The sequence below is a fragment of the Ralstonia psammae genome (assembly GCF_958405935.1).
GTDB classification, from domain to species: Bacteria; Pseudomonadota; Gammaproteobacteria; order Burkholderiales; family Burkholderiaceae; genus Ralstonia; species Ralstonia psammae.
The window spans coordinates 45,500-64,271 of record NZ_CATZBU010000017.1 but is presented as its reverse complement, the minus strand read 5'-3'; the positions used below and the strand labels follow the sequence as shown (position 1 = coordinate 64,271).

At 61.2% G+C, this 18,772-nt stretch carries 19 protein-coding genes; 18 read left to right on the top strand and 1 reads right to left on the bottom strand.

Annotated elements, in window-relative coordinates; translation table 11 throughout:
- The coding region (locus R2N16_RS23165) for a LysR family transcriptional regulator (RefSeq protein WP_316669009.1) at positions 1 to 809 on the bottom strand (809 nt) is incomplete at its 3' end.
- A gap of 192 nt (positions 810 to 1,001) precedes the next feature.
- On the opposite strand from R2N16_RS23165, the gene R2N16_RS23160 reads away from it, so the two are divergent.
- The 18 genes from R2N16_RS23160 to R2N16_RS23075 all read left to right on the top strand — a co-directional run bounded on the left by R2N16_RS23160 (position 1,002) and on the right by R2N16_RS23075 (position 18,772).
- Positions 1,002 to 2,312: an MFS transporter gene (locus R2N16_RS23160; protein ID WP_316669006.1), complete on the top strand. Its 1,311-nt coding sequence runs from the start codon at positions 1,002 to 1,004 to the stop codon at positions 2,310 to 2,312.
- Positions 2,309 to 3,787: a M81 family metallopeptidase gene (locus tag R2N16_RS23155; RefSeq protein ID WP_316669004.1), complete on the top strand. Its 1,479-nt coding sequence runs from the start codon at positions 2,309 to 2,311 to the stop codon at positions 3,785 to 3,787. The genes R2N16_RS23160 and R2N16_RS23155 overlap by 4 nt, the downstream gene beginning before the upstream one ends.
- A gap of 278 nt (positions 3,788 to 4,065) precedes the next feature.
- Entirely contained in the window at positions 4,066 to 4,824 is a 759-nt protein-coding gene (locus R2N16_RS23150) for a helix-turn-helix transcriptional regulator (protein WP_316669002.1), read from the top strand.
- 233 nt (positions 4,825 to 5,057) lie between these two features.
- Entirely contained in the window at positions 5,058 to 5,450 is a 393-nt protein-coding gene (locus tag R2N16_RS23145; RefSeq protein WP_316669000.1) for a hypothetical protein, read from the top strand.
- Between the two features lie 132 nt (positions 5,451 to 5,582).
- Positions 5,583 to 6,248 carry a lytic transglycosylase domain-containing protein gene (locus tag R2N16_RS23140; RefSeq protein ID WP_316668998.1) on the top strand — a complete coding sequence of 222 codons (666 nt, stop codon included), beginning with the start codon at positions 5,583 to 5,585 and terminating at the stop codon, positions 6,246 to 6,248.
- A 54-nt stretch (positions 6,249 to 6,302) separates the two neighbouring features.
- Positions 6,303 to 6,596 carry a TrbC/VirB2 family protein gene (locus tag R2N16_RS23135; protein WP_316668996.1) on the top strand — a complete coding sequence of 98 codons (294 nt, stop codon included), beginning with the start codon at positions 6,303 to 6,305 and terminating at the stop codon, positions 6,594 to 6,596.
- A gap of 3 nt (positions 6,597 to 6,599) precedes the next feature.
- Positions 6,600 to 6,974 carry a VirB3 family type IV secretion system protein gene (locus R2N16_RS23130; protein ID WP_316668995.1) on the top strand — a complete coding sequence of 125 codons (375 nt, stop codon included), beginning with the start codon at positions 6,600 to 6,602 and terminating at the stop codon, positions 6,972 to 6,974.
- 12 nt (positions 6,975 to 6,986) lie between these two features.
- Positions 6,987 to 9,476, top strand: a complete 2,490-nt coding sequence (locus R2N16_RS23125; protein WP_316668994.1) for a VirB4 family type IV secretion/conjugal transfer ATPase — start codon at positions 6,987 to 6,989, stop codon at positions 9,474 to 9,476.
- A gap of 93 nt (positions 9,477 to 9,569) precedes the next feature.
- On the top strand, positions 9,570 to 10,238 hold the full coding sequence (gene virB5, locus R2N16_RS23120) for a P-type DNA transfer protein VirB5 (protein WP_316668993.1): 669 nt from the start codon (positions 9,570 to 9,572) through the stop codon (positions 10,236 to 10,238).
- Positions 10,239 to 10,359: 121 nt separating this feature from the next.
- Positions 10,360 to 10,824, top strand: coding sequence for a hypothetical protein (locus tag R2N16_RS23115; protein WP_316668992.1), 465 nt, complete (start codon positions 10,360 to 10,362; stop codon positions 10,822 to 10,824).
- 19 nt (positions 10,825 to 10,843) lie between these two features.
- On the top strand, positions 10,844 to 11,788 hold the full coding sequence (locus R2N16_RS23110; RefSeq protein WP_316668991.1) for a TrbL/VirB6 family protein: 945 nt from the start codon (positions 10,844 to 10,846) through the stop codon (positions 11,786 to 11,788).
- 238 nt (positions 11,789 to 12,026) lie between these two features.
- Complete coding sequence (locus tag R2N16_RS23105) at positions 12,027 to 12,806, top strand: VirB8 family type IV secretion system protein (RefSeq protein ID WP_316668989.1); 780 nt, start codon at positions 12,027 to 12,029, stop codon at positions 12,804 to 12,806.
- Positions 12,803 to 13,603, top strand: a complete 801-nt coding sequence (locus tag R2N16_RS23100; protein WP_316668987.1) for a TrbG/VirB9 family P-type conjugative transfer protein — start codon at positions 12,803 to 12,805, stop codon at positions 13,601 to 13,603. Before R2N16_RS23105 ends, R2N16_RS23100 begins: the two co-directional genes overlap by 4 nt.
- Entirely contained in the window at positions 13,603 to 14,310 is a 708-nt protein-coding gene (locus R2N16_RS23095; protein WP_316668985.1) for a hypothetical protein, read from the top strand. The genes R2N16_RS23100 and R2N16_RS23095 overlap by 1 nt, the downstream gene beginning before the upstream one ends.
- Entirely contained in the window at positions 14,303 to 15,565 is a 1,263-nt protein-coding gene (locus R2N16_RS23090) for a TrbI/VirB10 family protein (protein ID WP_316668983.1), read from the top strand. The genes R2N16_RS23095 and R2N16_RS23090 overlap by 8 nt, the downstream gene beginning before the upstream one ends.
- Positions 15,562 to 16,608, top strand: coding sequence for a P-type DNA transfer ATPase VirB11 (gene virB11 / locus R2N16_RS23085; RefSeq protein ID WP_316668981.1), 1,047 nt, complete (start codon positions 15,562 to 15,564; stop codon positions 16,606 to 16,608). Before R2N16_RS23090 ends, virB11 begins: the two co-directional genes overlap by 4 nt.
- A complete protein-coding gene (locus R2N16_RS23080) occupies positions 16,605 to 16,961 on the top strand; it encodes a hypothetical protein (RefSeq protein WP_316668979.1) in 357 nt (118 codons plus the stop codon). Before virB11 ends, R2N16_RS23080 begins: the two co-directional genes overlap by 4 nt.
- Positions 16,958 to 18,772 carry a type IV secretory system conjugative DNA transfer family protein gene (locus tag R2N16_RS23075; protein ID WP_316668978.1) on the top strand — a complete coding sequence of 605 codons (1,815 nt, stop codon included), beginning with the start codon at positions 16,958 to 16,960 and terminating at the stop codon, positions 18,770 to 18,772. The genes R2N16_RS23080 and R2N16_RS23075 overlap by 4 nt, the downstream gene beginning before the upstream one ends.

Below are 18,772 nucleotides of genomic sequence, written 5' to 3'. Positions count from 1 at the left end.
TTCTCTGTGAGCGGATGGTCGAGGCGAATGCCAACCAGTTGGCCTGCTGCCACTTCCTTTCGAATCGAAAAGTCGGTAACAAACGCCAGGCCGCCTGCATGCCTTGCATAGGCGCGTAGAGCCATAAGCGTGTTGGCGTTGAAATTCGGTGCGAGGCGAAGGTTTTCCGCTTTGGCAATGGTGCGAATCAACAGACCTAAGCCATATGTCTGCGGCATAATTCCAACGGGATATGCGAGGGCTGCTTCAAGCGAAATGGGGCCGTCACTTTGTGCTAGCGGATGATCGGGATGCACGGCCGCCACGATGTTGTGGACAGCACTGGCGCAGAACTCGATACCATCGGTCAAGGGTGGGTTATACGCCAAACCGATATGCGCCTCATTTGATAACACATCGTCGATTATCTCTGCGGTCGCCCGCATATTCAGCACGATCTCTACGCCGGGGTATTCCTTCGCGAAGTCAGCCAGCACGTCCTCGATTAGCGTGTCGATCAAACCTTCGCTCAACGAGATCAGAAGGTTACCGGTATGCAAGCGCTTGAGCTGATTGACACCGTCGAGCAGCTTCTCGTGGGAAGCCTCGATACTGCGCGCGTATTCGAGCAGGTACGGCACAGCGTCGGTCGGCATCAAGCCCGTGGCGGCACGATCAAACAAACGCTCGCCAATCATCTCTTCAAGCTCTGTCAGATACCGACTGACCAGCGTTCGGCTTAGAGCCAGTTGCTCCGCGGCTTTGCGCACCGATTGGTGTTCGAGCAATGCCTGGAAAACGCGCATCTTGGCGCGGGTGATGTCGTACATGCAGTCTCCTTCGAATAATGAACAAGCCCCCCTTTTTTATTGTTATCCGTCCCCGCAGGTGGCTTCATCCCCCGATGGAGTGAAATCAAGGTGTCCGTATTTCTAGGCCACCCCGTCCACAAAATAGCGGACACCTTCATTATGTGTTTCGTGTAGATTGTCGTCACATTTTGCATAATCGCAGGGCGGTCGATGGTAGCAAACGCAACGGCGCATGTGTTGGGCATCCGAGAGCAGGAGGCAGCTGTGTACCGCCTCGTGAGCTGGCGAGTCCTGCCATTCTTGGCTGTTTGCTATCTGTTTGCATACCTGGACCGCATCAACATCGGCTTCGCCAAGCTGCAGATGCAAAGTGACCTCGCGTTGAGCGATGCCGCTTATGGGCTTGGCGCAGGGATCTTCTTCTTGGGGTACGTGCTCTTCGAGGTGCCGAGCAACCTGTTGCTCGCCAAGATTGGCGCCCGTCGGACGCTCAGCCGTATCCTGGTGTTGTGGGGTCTTACGTCAGCGGCCATGCTGGTCGTCACCAACGTGGAAGCGTTCTACGCGCTGCGCTTCATGCTTGGTGTCTTCGAGGCTGGCTTTGCGCCGGGCATGATCTACTACCTTGCCCTGTGGTATCCGGGGGCCAGAATGGCGCGGGCCATGGCCATCGTGCTTGGCGCCGCCCCCGTCGGCGGAGCGATCGGTGCTCCGGTATCGACCTGGATCATGAAGCATCTGGCAGGCGCCAGCGGGCTTGCCGGTTGGCAATGGATGTTCTTGATCGAAGGCGTGCCCTCCGTGCTGCTCGGGGTTGCGGCGTATTTCTACCTGGTTGATAAGCCGGCCGGCGCACCTTGGTTGACCGCTGCGCAAAAGGCCGTCATTGCTAGCCAAGTTGAAGGACCCGCCACCGGCCGGTCCATGTCGTTCACCAAAGCGCTCACCGATCCGCGGGTGTATGTCCTGGCGGCGGCCTATTTCTGCCTCATCTGTGGCCTGTATGCCGTCAGCTTCTGGCTGCCAACGATCCTGAAGTCCGCTGGGCTCACCGACTTGTTCAAGATCGGTATCTACTCGGCAGTGCCGTATCTCGCGGCAATCGTTGCCATGTACACCATCAGCCGGAGTTCTGATCGGGGTGGTGAGCGCAGGTGGCACAGCGCGGCTCCCGCGGTTCTCGGGGCGGGTTTTCTGACCGTTGCGGCCTATTCGACATCTTTCCTTGTCGCGTTGGCCAGCATCACCCTCGCGACGGCGGCTGTTTTTGCGTCATACACCGTCTTCTGGGCGATCCCCCAGGAACATTTCAAAGGGACTGCCGCTGCGGGCGGCATTGCCTTCATCAACTCAATCGGCCTGTTTGGAGGTTTTTTCAGTCCAACCATCATCGGCTGGACCAAGGGCGTGACCGGTTCCCTGCAAGCCGGCCTCCTTGTCATTGCAGCGCTGTTGGTCGTAGGGGCCGTGCTTTTGGCGATTCGCCGTGAAGCCGGAATCCCGCAAGCGGTGACGCCATGAAGATCCTGATCGCCGGTTTCCATCACGAGACCAATACCTTCGCACGGTCCCGCGCGACCTATGACATGTTCGCCAACGGCGATGGGTGGCCGGCGATGAAGCGGGGCGGCGACGTTCTGTCGCTGCGAAGTGCAAACGTGCCGGTCGCTGGTTTCTTCGCGGCCATGGACGCAGCTGGCCACGAGCTCGTGCCAGTGCTGTGGGCAGCAGCGAATCCGTCAGGGCCTGTCACAAGGGACGCATTCGAGAAGATTGCCGGGGAGATCGTCGCTGCTGCCAAGCAACATGATATCGATGCAATCTATCTCGATCTGCATGGCGCGATGGTGACCGAGCACTGTGACGACGGGGAAGGGGAATTGCTCGCAAGGCTGCGAGCAGCAACGCGTGACGAGGTAGTGATCGTTGCGTCGCTCGACTTGCATGCCAACGTGACCTCGCAAATGCAAGCCTGCGCGGACGGACTGGTCGCATATCGCACCTATCCGCACGTGGACATGGCTACCACGGGCTTGCGAGCGGCACAACTTCTCAAAGATCTTGCGGCAGCCAGGTCGCCCGTCGCCAAAGCGTGTCGGCGCCTGCCGTTTCTGATTCCCATCAACGGGATGTGTACGAGCGGTGAACCAGCGCACAGTGTGTACATGCGCTTAGCTCAACTGGAGACGGGCGGCATTCTGTCACTCTCGTTCGCGCCAGGTTTTCCCGCTGCGGACTTTCCCGAGTGTGGCCCCACCATCTTTGGCTACGGATCAGACCAGGCGGAGCTTGATCGCGCTGTCGACGCGCTCTATCGGGACATTGTGGACAACGAGCCCTTGTGGGGAACAACGTTCCTGACGCCGGACGAAGCCGTGCTTGCCGCCATGGGAATTGCCGAGGCGGCGCAGAAGCCGGTTGTAATTGCTGATACGCAAGACAACCCCGGTGCCGGAGGCGATTCGAACACCACCGGCATGTTAGCCGCGCTTGTAAGGCACGACGCCAAGCGCGCTGCGATTGGTCTTATCTACGATCCTGATGCTGCGCAGGCAGCCCACGTCGCGGGGCTCGGGGCTGAGGTCCAGCTCGCGATTGGATCGGACTCCGGAGCCCCATTTGAAGGGACATTCACGGTTGTGAGTTTGTCCAACGGCGAGTGTGTTCTTCATGGCCCGATGATGAGCGGCTTGGAGCTGCAGTTGGGCTTGTCGGCCTGCTTACGGATAGGCGACGTTCATGTTGCGGTGGCTTCAGCACGCGCACAGATGATGGACCGGAATCAGTACCGCATGGTGGGCATCCAGCCCGAGCTGATGAAGATCCTAGTGAACAAGTCGTCCGTGCACTTCCGGGCCGATTTTGAACCGATCGCCCAAGCGGTGCTGGTGGCAAAAGCGCCTGGTGTGGCGTTGGCCGATCCCGGTGAGCTTCCATGGACAAGGTTGGCGCCGGGCATGCGTGTGCGACCGGGTGTGGAGATCGTCGCGAAGTAGAGCGTTCGCGACCGAGACTAACAAGTCGCGGGAAAGCGGCGCAGTTCGCAAAGAACAGATACGGGGAAGGCGGAATTTCTCCGCAAGCGTCTGCCGCTCATGAAGCGCGAAACGGGCAGCACAATCACGGCCATCAACTGTCGGCCGCGATTGCAGAATAGCTCGAACTGGGGGAATTACACGCCTATCCGCGCCAAGCGAGGGCTAGTCGCCGTAGTGCGACTTCGCAATTGTTGGCGTAGGCAGGCGGCTCTGTGTGAACCACCAGTGTGTAAGTCATGATAACCAACGCCATTGAACGCTGCATTATTGCTGCAGAAGATGTTCATTCGATTGCCGACTTCAAAGCATGGACGCGCAATGATGTCGGCCTCGTGTTAAGGCACGCGTGTTTGGCATGTGGACACGGACGAATCACTTCTGCCGGCGTCTCCATGGATCACGTGGTCCTGGTCGACTACCCAATCGAGCATCTCCGTGCCATTGAGAATTCTGCGGGCGGTATAGACACACCCTTGATGCGGCGGTGGCTGACAACGCACCGCCCGGTCTACTTCGAGACCCGAGCGCCATGGCCTGATATCGATGCCACTTGGCTCGCCAAATTCGCCAAACATGATCTGCGCAATGCCGTGGCCGATGCAATGTTCGACGAGAAGAACTCCGTCGGCACCTATTTCAGCTTTCATCGACTACCCGATATCTACCCTCAAGGGCTTGACGCCACCCTGCGCTATCTCACCCCGGTCCTTCACGCTGCGCTTGTCCGCGCTATCGCGCATTCAGATAAGCAGGGGCTTGGTGGCTCCCAAGCCGTTTCCAGCCTTACGGAGAAGGAGCGCGAAATTGCGGAATGGATTGGGAAGGGCAAGAGCAACGCGGAGATCTCCGCACTGGTCGGTGCGTCTGAAAGCACTGTGAAACACCACCTGAGCCGAATCATGGACAAGATCGGTTGCTCCAATCGGGCGGGGGTAGCGGTGTTTGCGTCCAAGTGGTTTGCCTCGCCGTTGAGTCTCGGGACAAAAGTGCTATAGCGGACGTCAGGGGCGGCCGATATGCTCGACGCTCGTTGTCAGCGGATCGCAAGATACGCTGCGACGGACCCTAGGGAGTCGAAGGAGCAGCTCATTGGAGCGCCGGTCTACTTTCCCTCTTGGGACCCAGCCGAGATCGGGTTGCAGCGATCGCGAGATCATGGGCCTTCCTGTTACCAATACATTCAATCTGAAATCAAAATGAATATTTTGATTTCACAGAGCAGAAAACGGTGTATGATTTGCTCAATGCAGCGACAAAAGTCCCATTCTGCGGTTCAGGCCATGGAAAATACGCCTGTGCAACTGGCAGAGGGGATATGTACTTCACATTTAGGGAACTGGCGGCTGTGGCGCTTACCGGCTCGAACAACTACTTCCTGAACCTTCAGAAAGAAGAGGGGAAGTGGATCGTCGCCGTCAGCGTGCTCGATGCCGACAAGAGAACAACAAAGCAGTACCAGGTGCAGACCAATCGGGGCAAGACCAAGACTTGGCGGTACCTGGAGGATGTGCTGCTGTTCGTGGGTGAGTATTGCGAGAACTGCCAGAACTTGACCATCGCGATCGAGGGCAAGGTCTGGAGACTGAAGGCAGAAGGAGAGGACCGAGCGGTCCAATCGTAAAAGCGGCTGGCATCGGTGTTACGAGCACTAATGCCAGCCTGACCATCGTAAAACCCGTGAGAGGCTCAAATGGCTGCGCCCATTATAGCGTTTGTTCGCCTTCTGAATGCGCACGCGCGTAAGTGAGGTCACATGGTTGACTTCACTACGCTCGCGCAGCAATGCGCGCCCGGCGTCCATCCGACGACGCTGCAGGCCGTCGTCCGCACGGAATCGGATTTCAACCCCTACGCCATTGGTGTCGTTGGCGGCCATCTGGCCCGCCAACCGAGGACACGCGCGGAGGCGGTCAGCACCGCAAAGGCGCTGGCCGCCCAGGGTCTGAACTTCAGCATGGGATTGGGCCAGGTCAACAAGGCCCACCTGCCGCGCTTTGGCCTCAGCTACGAGACTGTCTTTGACGCCTGCTCCAACCTGCAGGCCGGCGCTCGCATCCTCCAGGAATGCTATCAGCGCGCGCATGCGCAACTCGGCCCCGACCGGGCGCTGAACGCCGCCGTCAGTTGCTACTACAGCGGCAATTTCAATCGAGGTTTCCAGGTGGAGCGCGGGGGCACGAGCTACGTGCAACGCGTTGCCGCCAATGCGCCCGCAGCCACCCCTCCTGTCGATGTAGTCCCGGCCATCCCCGTCGTGTTGGACCGGCCAGCCACGCGCGCTGCGAGCAACCCCATGCCGGCACGCTCTGCTCGACAGACCACTGTCGCTGCACCCAAAACACCCACCGCAACAGCATCAGACGAACGCGCCAAAGCGCGCGCGAAGTGGGACGCCTTTGGCGATTTCCGCTCGCAGTGATTTTTCCCAACCCATCCTGCTGACTTGTCGGCAGCCCTCTTTAGGAGACGACAGTTGAAATCCCCCCGTCAACTCAAATGCATTTCACTTGCTCTACTTGGCCTGCTGTTGAGCACGCCTGCGTTTGCCGGCGGCCTGGACTCCGGCACGCAGGCTGTCAACACCTTCAAGCTGTGGTTCTACGCATTTGTCGGCGCGTGCGCTTCCCTCTATCTCTTGTGGGTCGGCCTGGAGGTCTGGAGCGACAAAGCCCGGTGGGCCGACTTCGGCATGGCCATCGGCAAGGTCGCGGCGGTGGGCGCGACCGTCGTGATCGTGCCGTGGGCGTGGAACCTTTTCGTCAGTTAAGCCATGACGGAGAAGCCGAAGTACTCGGCCTATGCGGGCCTCGGGCGCGTCGCGATGTATTGGGGCGTCCCATTGATCCCATTGCTGATCGTGGCCGGAACGTTTGTCTTCCTGGCATTGCTCGCCGGTGCCTTCATGGGCCCGGGCGGGCTGCTCTTTGGCGGCCTGGCGGTCCCGATCCTGCTGTTCCTGCGCAAGACGTGCGAGACCGACGACCAGGCACTACGCATCCTGTGGCTGGAAGTGCTGTGTGTCTTGCGCCGCCGCTCCTGGCGCATGTTCGGCCGCACCTTGACCCTGGCCCCGATCCGCTACGGCCAACACCTCAGTGTCTATCGCCGGCCGTTCCGCAAGTCGCCCGCTGAGCGCGCCCAATAAGAGGACTTCACCATGCAAGCACGATTGACCAGTGACTTTGGCAAGGTGCCGCCGATCGAGGCGTGGCTGCCGCGCATCGAGATGCCCATGGCTCCGCGCGTCACCCACTACGAAGACGGCCGGATGATGCTGGCCATGCGCCTGACCGGCATTCCGTTCGAGTCGGCCAGCGACGCGCTGCTGACAAGCCTGTTCGACAACCTGAGCGCGTTCTACGCGGGCATCGGCCGCGACTACGGCAACCGCCTCTCCATGTGGGCGACGTTCAAGCGCCGCAAAGTCACGTTCAAGCAGCAATATGAGTTTCAGACCCGCTTCCTGCAGGACTTCACGGGCAAGTACCTGCAGCGCTTCCACAACGGCAACTACTTCGAGAATTCGTTCTACCTATCGCTGCTGCTCAAGTATGACGACTTCGATGATGGCCTCAAGGCTATCGAGCAACTGGGCGACGAAGCCGTCAAGTCGCTGCGCGACTACGACCCCGAGTATTTGGAGACGTATCAGCGCAATGGCCTCCCGTTCTCCGAGCCGTATCGCTTCGTTGGCGAACTGGTCAATGGTACAGACCTGGCCGTGCCCGTCACCGCGGCGCCGGGTTACGAGGACATCCCGGATTCCTGGCTGCACTTTGGCTATGACCTGCTCGTCATCCGAACGGACGCGGCAGAGAAGTATGCGACCTGCTATGACCTGAAGGACTTCCCCAAGAGCGGTTGGGGTCAGCTGAACCCGCTGCTGACGCTGGACGCCGAGTTCACCATCACGCAGTCCTTCGGGTGCCTGACCGCCGCTGCCGCCGAGAAGGCCATCGACAGCCAGATCAACAAGCTGGAGTCGGTAGGCGACAAGGCCCACCACCAGATTGCCGAGCTTCAACACGCGCAAGGTCTGGTTCGCGCCGGGGAACTGGCCTTCGGCCAGTACCACGGCGCCCTGGTGGTCTACGGTGACACCGCCAAGGAAGCGATCGACCGCGGTGAGCTGGTGAAGGTGCGCTCCAAGGGCGAGTGTGGTGTCGGTTGGGTGCGGGCGACTGCCTCCGCGCCGTACACCTACTTTAGTCAAGTGCCCGGCGCCAAGATCCTGCCGCGCCCGATGCTCAAGAGTTCGCGCAACCTGGGGTCGACCTTCTCACTGCATGACTATTCGGCCGGCAAATCCAAGGGTAACCCGATTGGGGACGGCACGGCCGTGATGCCGCTGCAGACGGTCTCGAAGAAGCTCTACAGCTTCAACTACCACGCCACGCGCGAGGACGAAATCAACGTCGGCGAGAAGATCGCCGGCCACACCGTCATCCACGGCGCCACCGGTGCCGGCAAGACAGCCTTACAGCTCGCCATTGCCTCGTTTTTCATGCGCTTTGATCCGATGCTGTTCGGCCTGGACTACGGTGGCGGCATGAAGATCTTCTTCAAGATGCTGCGCGGTACCTACATCTCTCTGCAGCGCGGTGTGGCAACCGGCCTGGCGCCGTTCGAGCTGCCCGACACGCAATACAACCGCCAGTTCCTGTACGACCTGGTCAACATCTGCGGCCGTGACGCCGATGGCAAGCTCACTGCCGAAGAGAAGACGCAGATCAAGGGCGCTGTCGACACCGTGATGGCCTTGGAGGAACTGTCTCAGCGCACCTTCAGCCGCCTGCTCGAATCCATCCCGAACCTGGGTGGTGACAGCCTGTATGTGCGCCTGGGTCAGTGGTGCCATGCCGAAGACGGGCCGCTGGCCTGGATGTTCGACAACCCGCCCAGATCGCTGGTCGATGTCACTGATCAACGCCACGTGTGCTTCGACGTGACGGAATTCCTGGTCGACGACTACGCACCGTCGGAGCCCCTGTTTGCGTACCTGTTCCACCTCAAGGCCCTGATGCAACTGGACGGCGGTCTGATGATGTCGATCATCGAGGAGTACTGGGCGCCGATCAAGTTCAAGCGCACGCGCGAAGAGATGGCCAAGGTACTCAGCGCGGGCCGCAAAGAGGGTGAATTCCTGGTGCTGGTGTCGCAGCAGCCGGAGCAGGGGATGGCGAGCGAGATCTGGCCGCAGATTCGCAGCCAGACAGCCACCAAGATCTTCTTGCCCGACCCGGAAGCGGAATACAGCAGCTATCAGCGCACCAACATGACGCCCAAGGAGTTCGCGGAGTTCAAGCGACTCTCCAAGAACTCGCGCACGTGCCTCATCAAGCAGAGCAACCAGTCAGCCTTTGCGACGCTGGATCTGTACGGGTTCCAGGACGAGATGGTGGTGCTCTCGGGCAACAAGGAGAACAACAAGCTGCTCGATGAGGTGATTGCGGAAGTGGGCGATGACCCCGACGTGTGGCTGCCGATCCTGCAGGACCGGGTGTTTGAGGCCAACACCCGCAAGAAGCTGATGGCCGAGTGCGGCAATGACGCGTCGATCTGGGGGCCGAAGCTGGCCACCGCCATGCAAGCGCGCCGGGCATCGCGACCGAGCGCAAACGAATCCATGCATCGCCAGCTTGCCTGAGCACGCGCGCGCTGTCTGCGCGCACAGCCAACAAGAGCAAGCGGCTTCCGGGGGGAGGGCATATCGCCCGCAATACAAACCGGAGAACGCAGTATGGGAAAGCAGCAACGCAAGTTGCCACTCAGACCAGTAATTAGACATGCATTAGTCGCACTGGCCAGTGCCATGTACTTGTCCAACGCCAGTGCAACGGGCATCCCTGTGCTCGATGTGTCGAACCTGGGTCAGGCGATGCTGATGGTGCAGAACCTCAAGGCGCAGATCGACCAGTTGAAAAGCCAGTACGACGCCGTGACGGGCAATCGTGGCTACGGGACGATGCTGAACGACCCGGCGCTGCGCAGCTACCTGCCAGATCAATGGCAATCCATCTATGACCAGGTTCGCGGCGGCAGCCTGCAAGGCATCTCCAGTGCAGCACTGCAGATTGCAAAGGCGGAAGGGATGACCGGTGCGGCGACACCGGGGCAGCAGCGCTACTACGACGTGATCGCCGCGAACAAGGCGATGGCCATGCAGGCCTACAACGCGACGCTGGGACGCCTGAACAACATCCAGGCACTGATGCAGCAATCCAACCTGACGCAAGACCCGGCCGCCAAGGCCGACCTGCAGAACCGCTGGGCCGCTGAATACACCATGGTGCAGAACGAGCAGACGCGCCTGAACCTGATGTCTCGTCTGCAGGAAACAGAACTGCGCCTGGCGCAAGAACAGCGCCACCGTGAGTTCAAGAACAACTTCCTGAGGACCGACCAATGATGAAGCGTGCGGTGGTGGTGTTGCTGGTGGTGTGTACAGCGTTGACCGGGTGCAGCCGGGCGGGGAACGGCGAGGGGAAGCACGAGAGCGAGTTTAAACGCCGGTTTCTTGGAGAGACGCAATGAGGCGCCTCGTACTCCTGTTGTTGGCGAGCCTCTGCGTCCTCGCAGGGTGCGACCGATCGCCCCGCCCAGCCAACCCGCCCAGCCCCGATGCGCTGGTCGGAGTCTATGGCTACCTGTCCAAGAAGAGTGACCGCGTCATCCCGCTGCTCAAAGTCACCAAGGAGGGCTCGGAATACCAGTTGTTCGAGTACAGCCACGGCGAGTGGCATCGGCCCAGAACGTCGATGCTCATCGACAGCGCCCGGCCCTTGGAGCCAGTGCGCCCCGTTACCCGTGCGGACCTCGAACGGCTCATTCACCACCCGGTGGATGTGGAGGTCAGCGGCCTGCAGACAAAGGCGTTGGTTTTTATTCACGTGCCGGCCGGATGGTCAGACGGCGGCAAGGAGAAGCCGTTTGTGACGAAGTCCGGGTACTTCGCCATGACGCTTGTCGGGCCGACCGATCTGCAGCGGATGTGAGACCCAACAGGAGAGACCCATGGCAGACAGTGGAAACCTGCAGATAACGGTCTTCACCGACATGTTCAATGACTTCGACAACAGTCTGTTGAGTGTCATCAACTCCGGCTCGGCCAACATCATCACGCTGATTACGCCCCTGATGACAACCGGGTTCGCCATCTACGTGATGCTGGTGATGGTGTCGTACTGGCGTGGCCACAGCCACGAGCCGGTGCCGGATTTCATCCAGCGCATGGCGGGCTGGGCGGTGGTGCTCACGTTGGGAATGAACATTGGCTATTACAGCCAGTACGTCGTGCCGTTCTTCAACGGACTGGGCGACGACATTACAAGGGCGTTGAGCACGAACACATCGACAGGTTCAGCGCTGGACACCGTGGCGTCGTCGTATGCACAGGCGATGTGGCAGATCTTCAAGGCAGCGGACGGCATAGAAGAGACGATCAACGCGATTGCGTACATCATCGTCATGCTGTTCTTCGGGGCGCCGTTCATGGGCATTGCAGCGGCCTACATTATTCTCGCGCGCTTCGCGCTGGGTCTGCTGCTGGCGCTCGGACCCATGTTCATCTCGGCAGCATTGTTTCCTGCCACGCGACGCTTCTGCGAAGCCTGGATCGGGCAGTGCCTGAGCTACGTATTCCTCGTTGCTCTGATGTCGGCTGCAGGCCTGATTGAGCTTCGGTTCGCCCAATCGATTGCGCCCTCGCAAGCTACGCTCGGTTCGCTCATCAAGATCGCGCTGATGGGAGTGTCCTTCATTGTGATCTCGCTCAATCTGCCGGGGCTTGCGTCGCAGCTTGCCGGTGGTGTCGGCATCTCCAGCATGGTCGGCAAGATGGGCCAGGCAGCACGGGCGGTCAAAGCCATTCGCGAGGCCATGAAGGGCTCGGGTGGCAAAGGCGGCGCCGGCGGCTCGATGGAAGGCACGTCGGGTGCCCGGCCGGCAACGGGAGCGTGAGCATGTGGACGGACGACTTCCTCGTGATCTTCCGGGTCCTGTTGATTGCCATGCTCGGCATGGCCGTGTGCAAGGGCAGGACCCACACTCCAACTCTTTGACTGACGCTTCCATGAGAAAAATCATCGCCATTTCGCTGGCGGCGCTTCTGGCCGCCTGCGCGAGCGCCCCCGATGCGCCCCAGCCATCCGGCGCATGGCAGCCGATTAACCGAACACCGCCGAAGTAGGAAACGGACATGTTCAAGCAACTCAAAAACAAGCTCCAAGGCAGTGCTTCGGCCGGGGCGATTGCGATGCCGCGGGTCGACGACCTGGAGATTGGCAAGTGGTATCTGGAACAGGCCCGGCAACTGGCCAAGTCGCGTGTGGAATCCCGCGAGCGGGTGGCCGATGTCGCGCTGCTTGCGGTCAAGTGGATGGGTGCCATTGCGATCGTTGCAGTAGCCGGCGCGGCAGCGGTGGTGGTGGTCAAGCGGCCGAATCCACCGCCGGTACTGCGTGTCGACAACGCAACTGGCAAGGTTGACGTATTGCCCACCACAGCCGACGGCAAGGTCACCTTCACCGAGAAGGAAGACCGGGCGGACTTGCGCAAGTACGTCGAGCGGCGCGAAGGCTACGACTGGGAAACGATCCAGGACATGCACGATGCCGTGATGGCGATGAGCGCGGAGAAGGAGGGCGAGCTGTACGACAACTTCATTCGTGGAGACCACTCGCCGCTCAAGATGCTCAAGAACGAAGCGCGTGTGATCCCCAAGGTGGGTGCGATCAGCTTTGTGGGAACAACCGCCCAGGTCATGTTCTCGCGCAAGTACGTGCCGCTCAACGCGGCGATCAAGCCGGAAACCACGTACTGGGTGGCCACCATCACGTACCGACACGACAACATCCCCGAGAAGAAGGAACTGCAGGACATCAACCCGACCGGCTGGAAAGCCACCAGCTACACCGTGACGCGCGACTGGTCGCGCAGTGGTGAGGACACGGGCACGCCGCAAGGGGGCCAGCCATGAAACATTGGATTCCTGCCGCTGTCCTCGCGTTGGCGGCGATGCCGGCAGCCGCGCGCGTGATTCCGGGCGCATGCGGGTTCGAGAGCCACATCCAGTGCGCGGTCTATGACCCCAACGAGGTCTACGAGGTGGCGACCACGCCAGGTAAAGCCATCATGCTCCAGCTCGAACCGGGAGAGACCATCGAGGACGACGGCGCAGGCATGGGTGATGGCAAGGCGTGGAATGTCTCGGCCAACAAGAACTGGATCTTGCTCAAGCGCGCAGCCCATCGCCCGGACACCAACCTGATGGTGGTGACCAACCGACGTTCATACACCTTCGACCTGGTGACGGCCACACGCGGTGTGCCGGCGACGTGGGTACTCAAGTTCGACTATCCGGACACGCGGGCCCGCACGTCTGCGGAGGATGCCAAGAAACGTGCGCAGGCGATGGCCATCACGCAAGTTGGCGTGAGCACCGCGAAGCCACACAACTCGGCGTACCAAATGCGCGGCCACACCGAGCTTGCACCAACTGCGGCTTGGGATGACGGCACCTTCACGTATTTCCGGTACGCCACCGCGCGCGATTTGCCACGGATCTATGTGAAGCGGGCAGACGGGTCCGAGGCGCTGCCGCCTTACCACATGGAAGCCGACACGATCGTCGTGCACGAAATCGCACGCGAATTCCTGGCGCGGCTGGGCAACTCGGTGCTGGGCATCCGCAACGACGGCTATTCCCCTGAGGGCCACTACAACGCCGCCGGCACGACGGTGCCCGGCACGGTGCGCCTCACAAAGGAACATTAATGACCTGGACGAGAAACGTACTCAAGCGCTGGGCCGTGCTCATCGTGCCGGCAACTGTGGCATCAGTGGGCTTCGGATACCTCTTTGGCGTCTCGCTTCGAACTGCCGTGTGCGTGCTGGTGCTGTTGTGGCTGGTGCGCATGGTGAGCTTCTACTTCAACGCACTGGACGCCAGGCTCGCGCGGCGGGCTTGCGCGAATGCGCCCGTCGGCTGGGGCGTTTGGATCAACGATGTCCGGATCGGCACCATCAGCGATGCCGAATATGCATCGATCCAATGTCTGGCCTTGCACGACGGCGGCAATGCCATGGCCCAACTCCTCAACCTTGGGCGAGTGACGATGATCACGGCCAGCCGGCTGCTGGTCGGCCTGGGGCTTGGCATCGTATGGAGTGCGATCGCCCTGGCCTGGCTGGCGCCGGATCTGCACACCGCTGTCATCCGGAATCTGCACGACGCCGATCCGGCGGCGGTGACGCGCTGGGTGCGCACGCTCGTGCAATACGGTGCTCTGTTCATGCTGGTTCAACTGCCCGTCATGGCGCTCATGGGCTATCGCTTCGGTTTCCGAAACCACTACCGTGCGGCCATCGCCACGATGCTGCGCCAGCACTTCAACACGCCGGCCGAGGGCGAAATCCGCCTGGAACGGATGCCCCTGCAAAGCGGACTGTCTACCTCTTCATTCGGATTCGCACATGACTGAGCCCAACGTAATCCATCCCGCGCCGCCCGAAGAGCGCGGCATTCCCTCGGTGCGTCGGGGCAAGAAGCAGACCAACAGCAAGAAGCTCGGCATCCTGGTGGTTGTGGTGCTCATGCTGGCAATGGCCATCGGTGGCGCGGCGCTGTTCGTCAAGCGGCTGACCGACATGAAGCTCGCGGAGAAGCAGGCCGAGCGCAACAAGCCGAAGGAGACGGCCCGAGCCGGCCAGGAGAACGTCGACCTGGAAGCGCAGAAGAAGCGAATTCAGGACGAGGAAGCGCAGGCCAAGGGCGCGGCCGATGGTGCGACGGGTCCGGGTGGGCTGGCCAAACCGGCCGGTGCTCAGGCGGCGAACGGCGCAGGCGCGACGGGTGCTGGCGGTTCGGCGTCTGGGACTTCTGGATACTCCAGCGGCGCTCCAGGCAATGGGTCGCAGCAGCACATCGAGACCCCGGCAGAACGCCGCCTGGCCGGCAATGTGACGGTGTTGAGCCAACGCAAGGGCCAAGCATCGCCGTCAGCGGGCGAGGGCGGTGCCCTGGCGGTCCAATCCCAGCCATCGCTGGGCGGCAGCAGCAAGAACGCTCTCGATGAGCAGCTGGCGCCGTCGGCGACGTCTCGTGCTGGGGTGGTGCGTGCCGGTTTCCTTCCGGACCTGCGTTACTTGCTCAAGCGCGGCACCCTGATCCCGTGTGTGATGGGCACCAAGACCGTCACGACGTACCCGAGCATGACCTCCTGTTCGCTGGTGCGTGACGTCTACAGCGCCGACGGCAGCACGGTGCTGTTGCGCAAGGGCGCTGAGGTGACGGGCGAACAACGGTCCGCGCTCCTGCAAGGGCAGGCGCGCATCTTTGCCTTGATGACCCGCATCGACGATGGTCCCGTGACTGTGCCGCTCGATTCGCCGGTCACCGATGCCTTGGGCGCCAGCGGCATGGAGGCCTACGTCGACAACCACTTCTGGCAGCGCTTTGGCGGGGCGGCCATGGTGGCGCTGGTGAGCGACTTCGGACAGGCCGTGGCGAACCAGTCGACCAGCTCCGGTGGCTCAACCACGGTGAACTTGTCCAACACCACCCAGGCAACACAAAGCCTGGCGGCCGAGACGCTGCGCAACACCATCAACATCCCACCCACGGGCTACGCCAACCAGGGCGCACTCATCAATATCTTTGTCGCACGCGACATCGACTTCAGCAAGCAGTACGAGCTGGTGGCGGCCCTGCATTCGACTCAGGGAGGTGCGCAGTGAGCGCCGTACTCGATCACGACAAGTCCACCACGGTGCGCAGTCTGCTCAAACAGTTGGGCATTGCGCGCTTCCTGGCTACTCCCGGCATCACCGAAATCAAGGTGAATCGACCGGGCGAGATCTGGACCGAGAGCCGAAACCGCTGGCAACGCTATGTCGCACCGGAGTGTTCGCTGGACATGATGCGGCGCTTGGCCAACACGCTGGTCAATTTCAACAAGGGCAAGGGGCCGTTGACCGAGCAAGACCCGATCAAGTCGGTGGTGCTCCCAGATGGCGAGCGGGGCCAAGTGGTGATCCCGCCCGCGTGTGAGCCCAACACCGTATCGCTCACCGTCCGCATTGCCAGTGCCGATCGTTTCACGCTTGATGACCTCATTGGCTTCGGTGTGTTTGAGGGATACCGGGACGTTTCACCTTACAAGACCGTGCCGGACGGGGTCGAACTGGAACCGTTTGAGCTGGACATGATGGTCGCCAAGGAGCAGCGCGACATCCGGCGCTTCTTTGAATTGGCCGTACACCACGGGCTGAACATCGTCCTGGTAGGCGGCACGGGCTCGGGCAAGACCACGCTCACGAAGGCCTTGGCCGATCTGGTTCCGCGCGAGACCTGCATTGGCACCATCGAAGACACACACGAGTTGTCGCTGCCGTACCACCCGAATCGTGTCCACCTGTTCTTCAGCGACGCGCTGCCGGCGCGTGAAGTGGTCAAGTCCACCTTGCGCATGAAGTTCGACCGCGTGTACCTATCCGAGCTGCGCGGGGACGAGGCCTGGGACTACCTGACACTACTCAATACCGGCCACGAGGGCGGCATGACCACCGTGCACGCCAACGACTGCATTTCTGCGTTGGCGCGCATCGCCACGCTCATCAAGCAAAGCCCGGTCGGGCTGACCCTGGACTGGAATTACCTGCTGGCTGAAGTCAAACGCACGATCGATGTGGTCGCCTTCATGGACAAGAAGACCAAGCGCATGACGCAGCTTTACTTCGATCCGGTGGGCAAGTGGAAGCTGCAGCGGGGGCTGGCATGAAGGGGCCGCAGATCGCCGTGGCGATTGCTGCCGGTGTCGTCTTCATTGGGGGCTTTGCCGTCGGTGGCCAACTTGCCGGCGCAACCTTGTTCGCCAAGCTGCAGAAGCTGCCGGATTCGGCGGTAGGCGTAACCACGCTGTACCGCTACTGGCAGGTCTATGCGGACGTGAAGCCGGTCAAGCAGGCCTTGGGCGTCTGCAGCCTGGTGGCGGCCGCCATCACGGCGGTGCCTTTCGTGTTCGGCGCCGTAGCATTGGCCCGTTTGCGCAAAGACCGGGAACTGCATGGCAGTGCGCGCTTTGCGACGCTTGCCGAGATCCGCAAGTCTGGTCTGGTGGGGCATCGCCGATGAGCACGACCGCCTACCCCGGCGTCATCGTCGGTTACCTGCCCGAGCTGGACGAATTCCTGATCTATCACGGTCAGCAAGGGGTGCTGTTGGCTGCATCCACCCGGTCCGGCAAGGGCGTGGGCTTTGTGGTCCCGAACCTGCTGAACTATCCGGATTCGGTGGTGAACCTGGACGTCAAGCTGGAGAACTTCAAGTACACCTCGCTGTACCGGCAGCGTCATGGTCATGACGTTTACCTGTGGGCGCCGTTCTCCGAGACCGGCCACACGCACTGCTGGAACATCTTCGATGCGGTGTGGCAGCGCCCAGAGCACTTGCAAATTGGCGACATTATGTCGATCGGCGACGCGCTGTATCCGGCCAAGGTCGAGCCGCGCGCGCGCTTCTTCAACGACAACGCCCGCAGCCTGTTTCTCGGGCTCACGCTGTACCTGCGCGAGACGCCGGGCATGCCCGTGACATTGGGCGAGATCCTGCGCCAGAGCTCAGGCAAGGGAAAGTCGACCAAGGAGTACCTCAAGGGCATTCTGGAAGCCAGAACCCGCACCGATACCGATCTGCCGCCGCTCTCCTGGCGCTGTGTCGATGCGCTCAATCGTTTCCTGAACCAGCCGGAGACGACGCTGGGTAACGTGTTGTCCACCTTCAACGCGCCACTGCAGATCTTTACCGATCCGGTGGTGGAAGCGGCGACCAGCAAGTCCGACTTTGACCTGGGCGATGTGCGCAAGCGCCGCATGACGATCTATGTGGGGATCGCGCCGGGCAAGCTCGCCGAGGCCTCCGCGCAGTTGCTGGTCAACCTGTTCTATTCGCAGCTGGTCAATGTGAACCTGCGCGAGCAGCCCGCCGACAACCCGGAACTCAAATACCAGTGCCTGCTCCTCAATGACGAGGCCACGGCCCCCGGCAAGATCGAGATCATTGCCCAGGCCAACGGCTACATGGCCGGCTACAACCTGCGCCTTGCTACCGTTATCCAGTCGGTGGCGCAGGCTACGGAGTGCTATGGGGAGCAGGGTGCCAGAACGCTGATCACCAACCACGGCATGCACCTGCTGTATCCGCCGCGCGAGCAGAAGGATGCCAACGAATACTCCGAGATGCTGGGGACCTTCACCGCCATCGCGCGCTCCAAGAGCCGCAACCGTGGTGCGCGCTCAAACAGCACGGGCGAGAGCGAATCGGGCCAGAAGCGCGCCTTGATGCTGCCGCAGGAACTCAAGGAGATGGGGCAGGACAAGCTCATCGTGACCTTGGAGAACTGCAAGCCGATCCAGGCCGAGAAGGCGTTCTTCTACAAGCACAAGGTCTTTATTGACCGCTTGAAAGAGGTCAGCCCGTCGATTGCGGCCCTGGGAGACGAGATGCCCAGCGAGCAGCAACTGAAGGAGGCGTTCCTGACCAATGGCGAGGGCAGTATCGATCTGCCCCAGGTGGACTTCCAGGCGTACTGGAATGCTCCGGTCTCGGCCTTCGATACACCACAGGACGACAGCCGGCCGGTCGAGGCCGACGAGCTGGCCCTGCTAGCGGCCGACGACATTGCCAACGCGGACGCGATCCTGCAGGCGATGCGTCAGGTGATGCCTGAGTTCGATGAGCTCATGACCCTCGTGCTCGGAGACGTACCCCAATTCGATGCAGACCACGCAGACGACAGCCGGTTGGTGCAGGCGGACGAGCTGCTCTTCCTGGACGCGTCGGACTTTACCAACCAGGACGAGATCACCGCAGCCCTGTGCGGCGCGATGCCGTACTTCGCTGAGGCGATGGCGATCCTGAACACTGTAGGAGCGAAAGCCGCATGA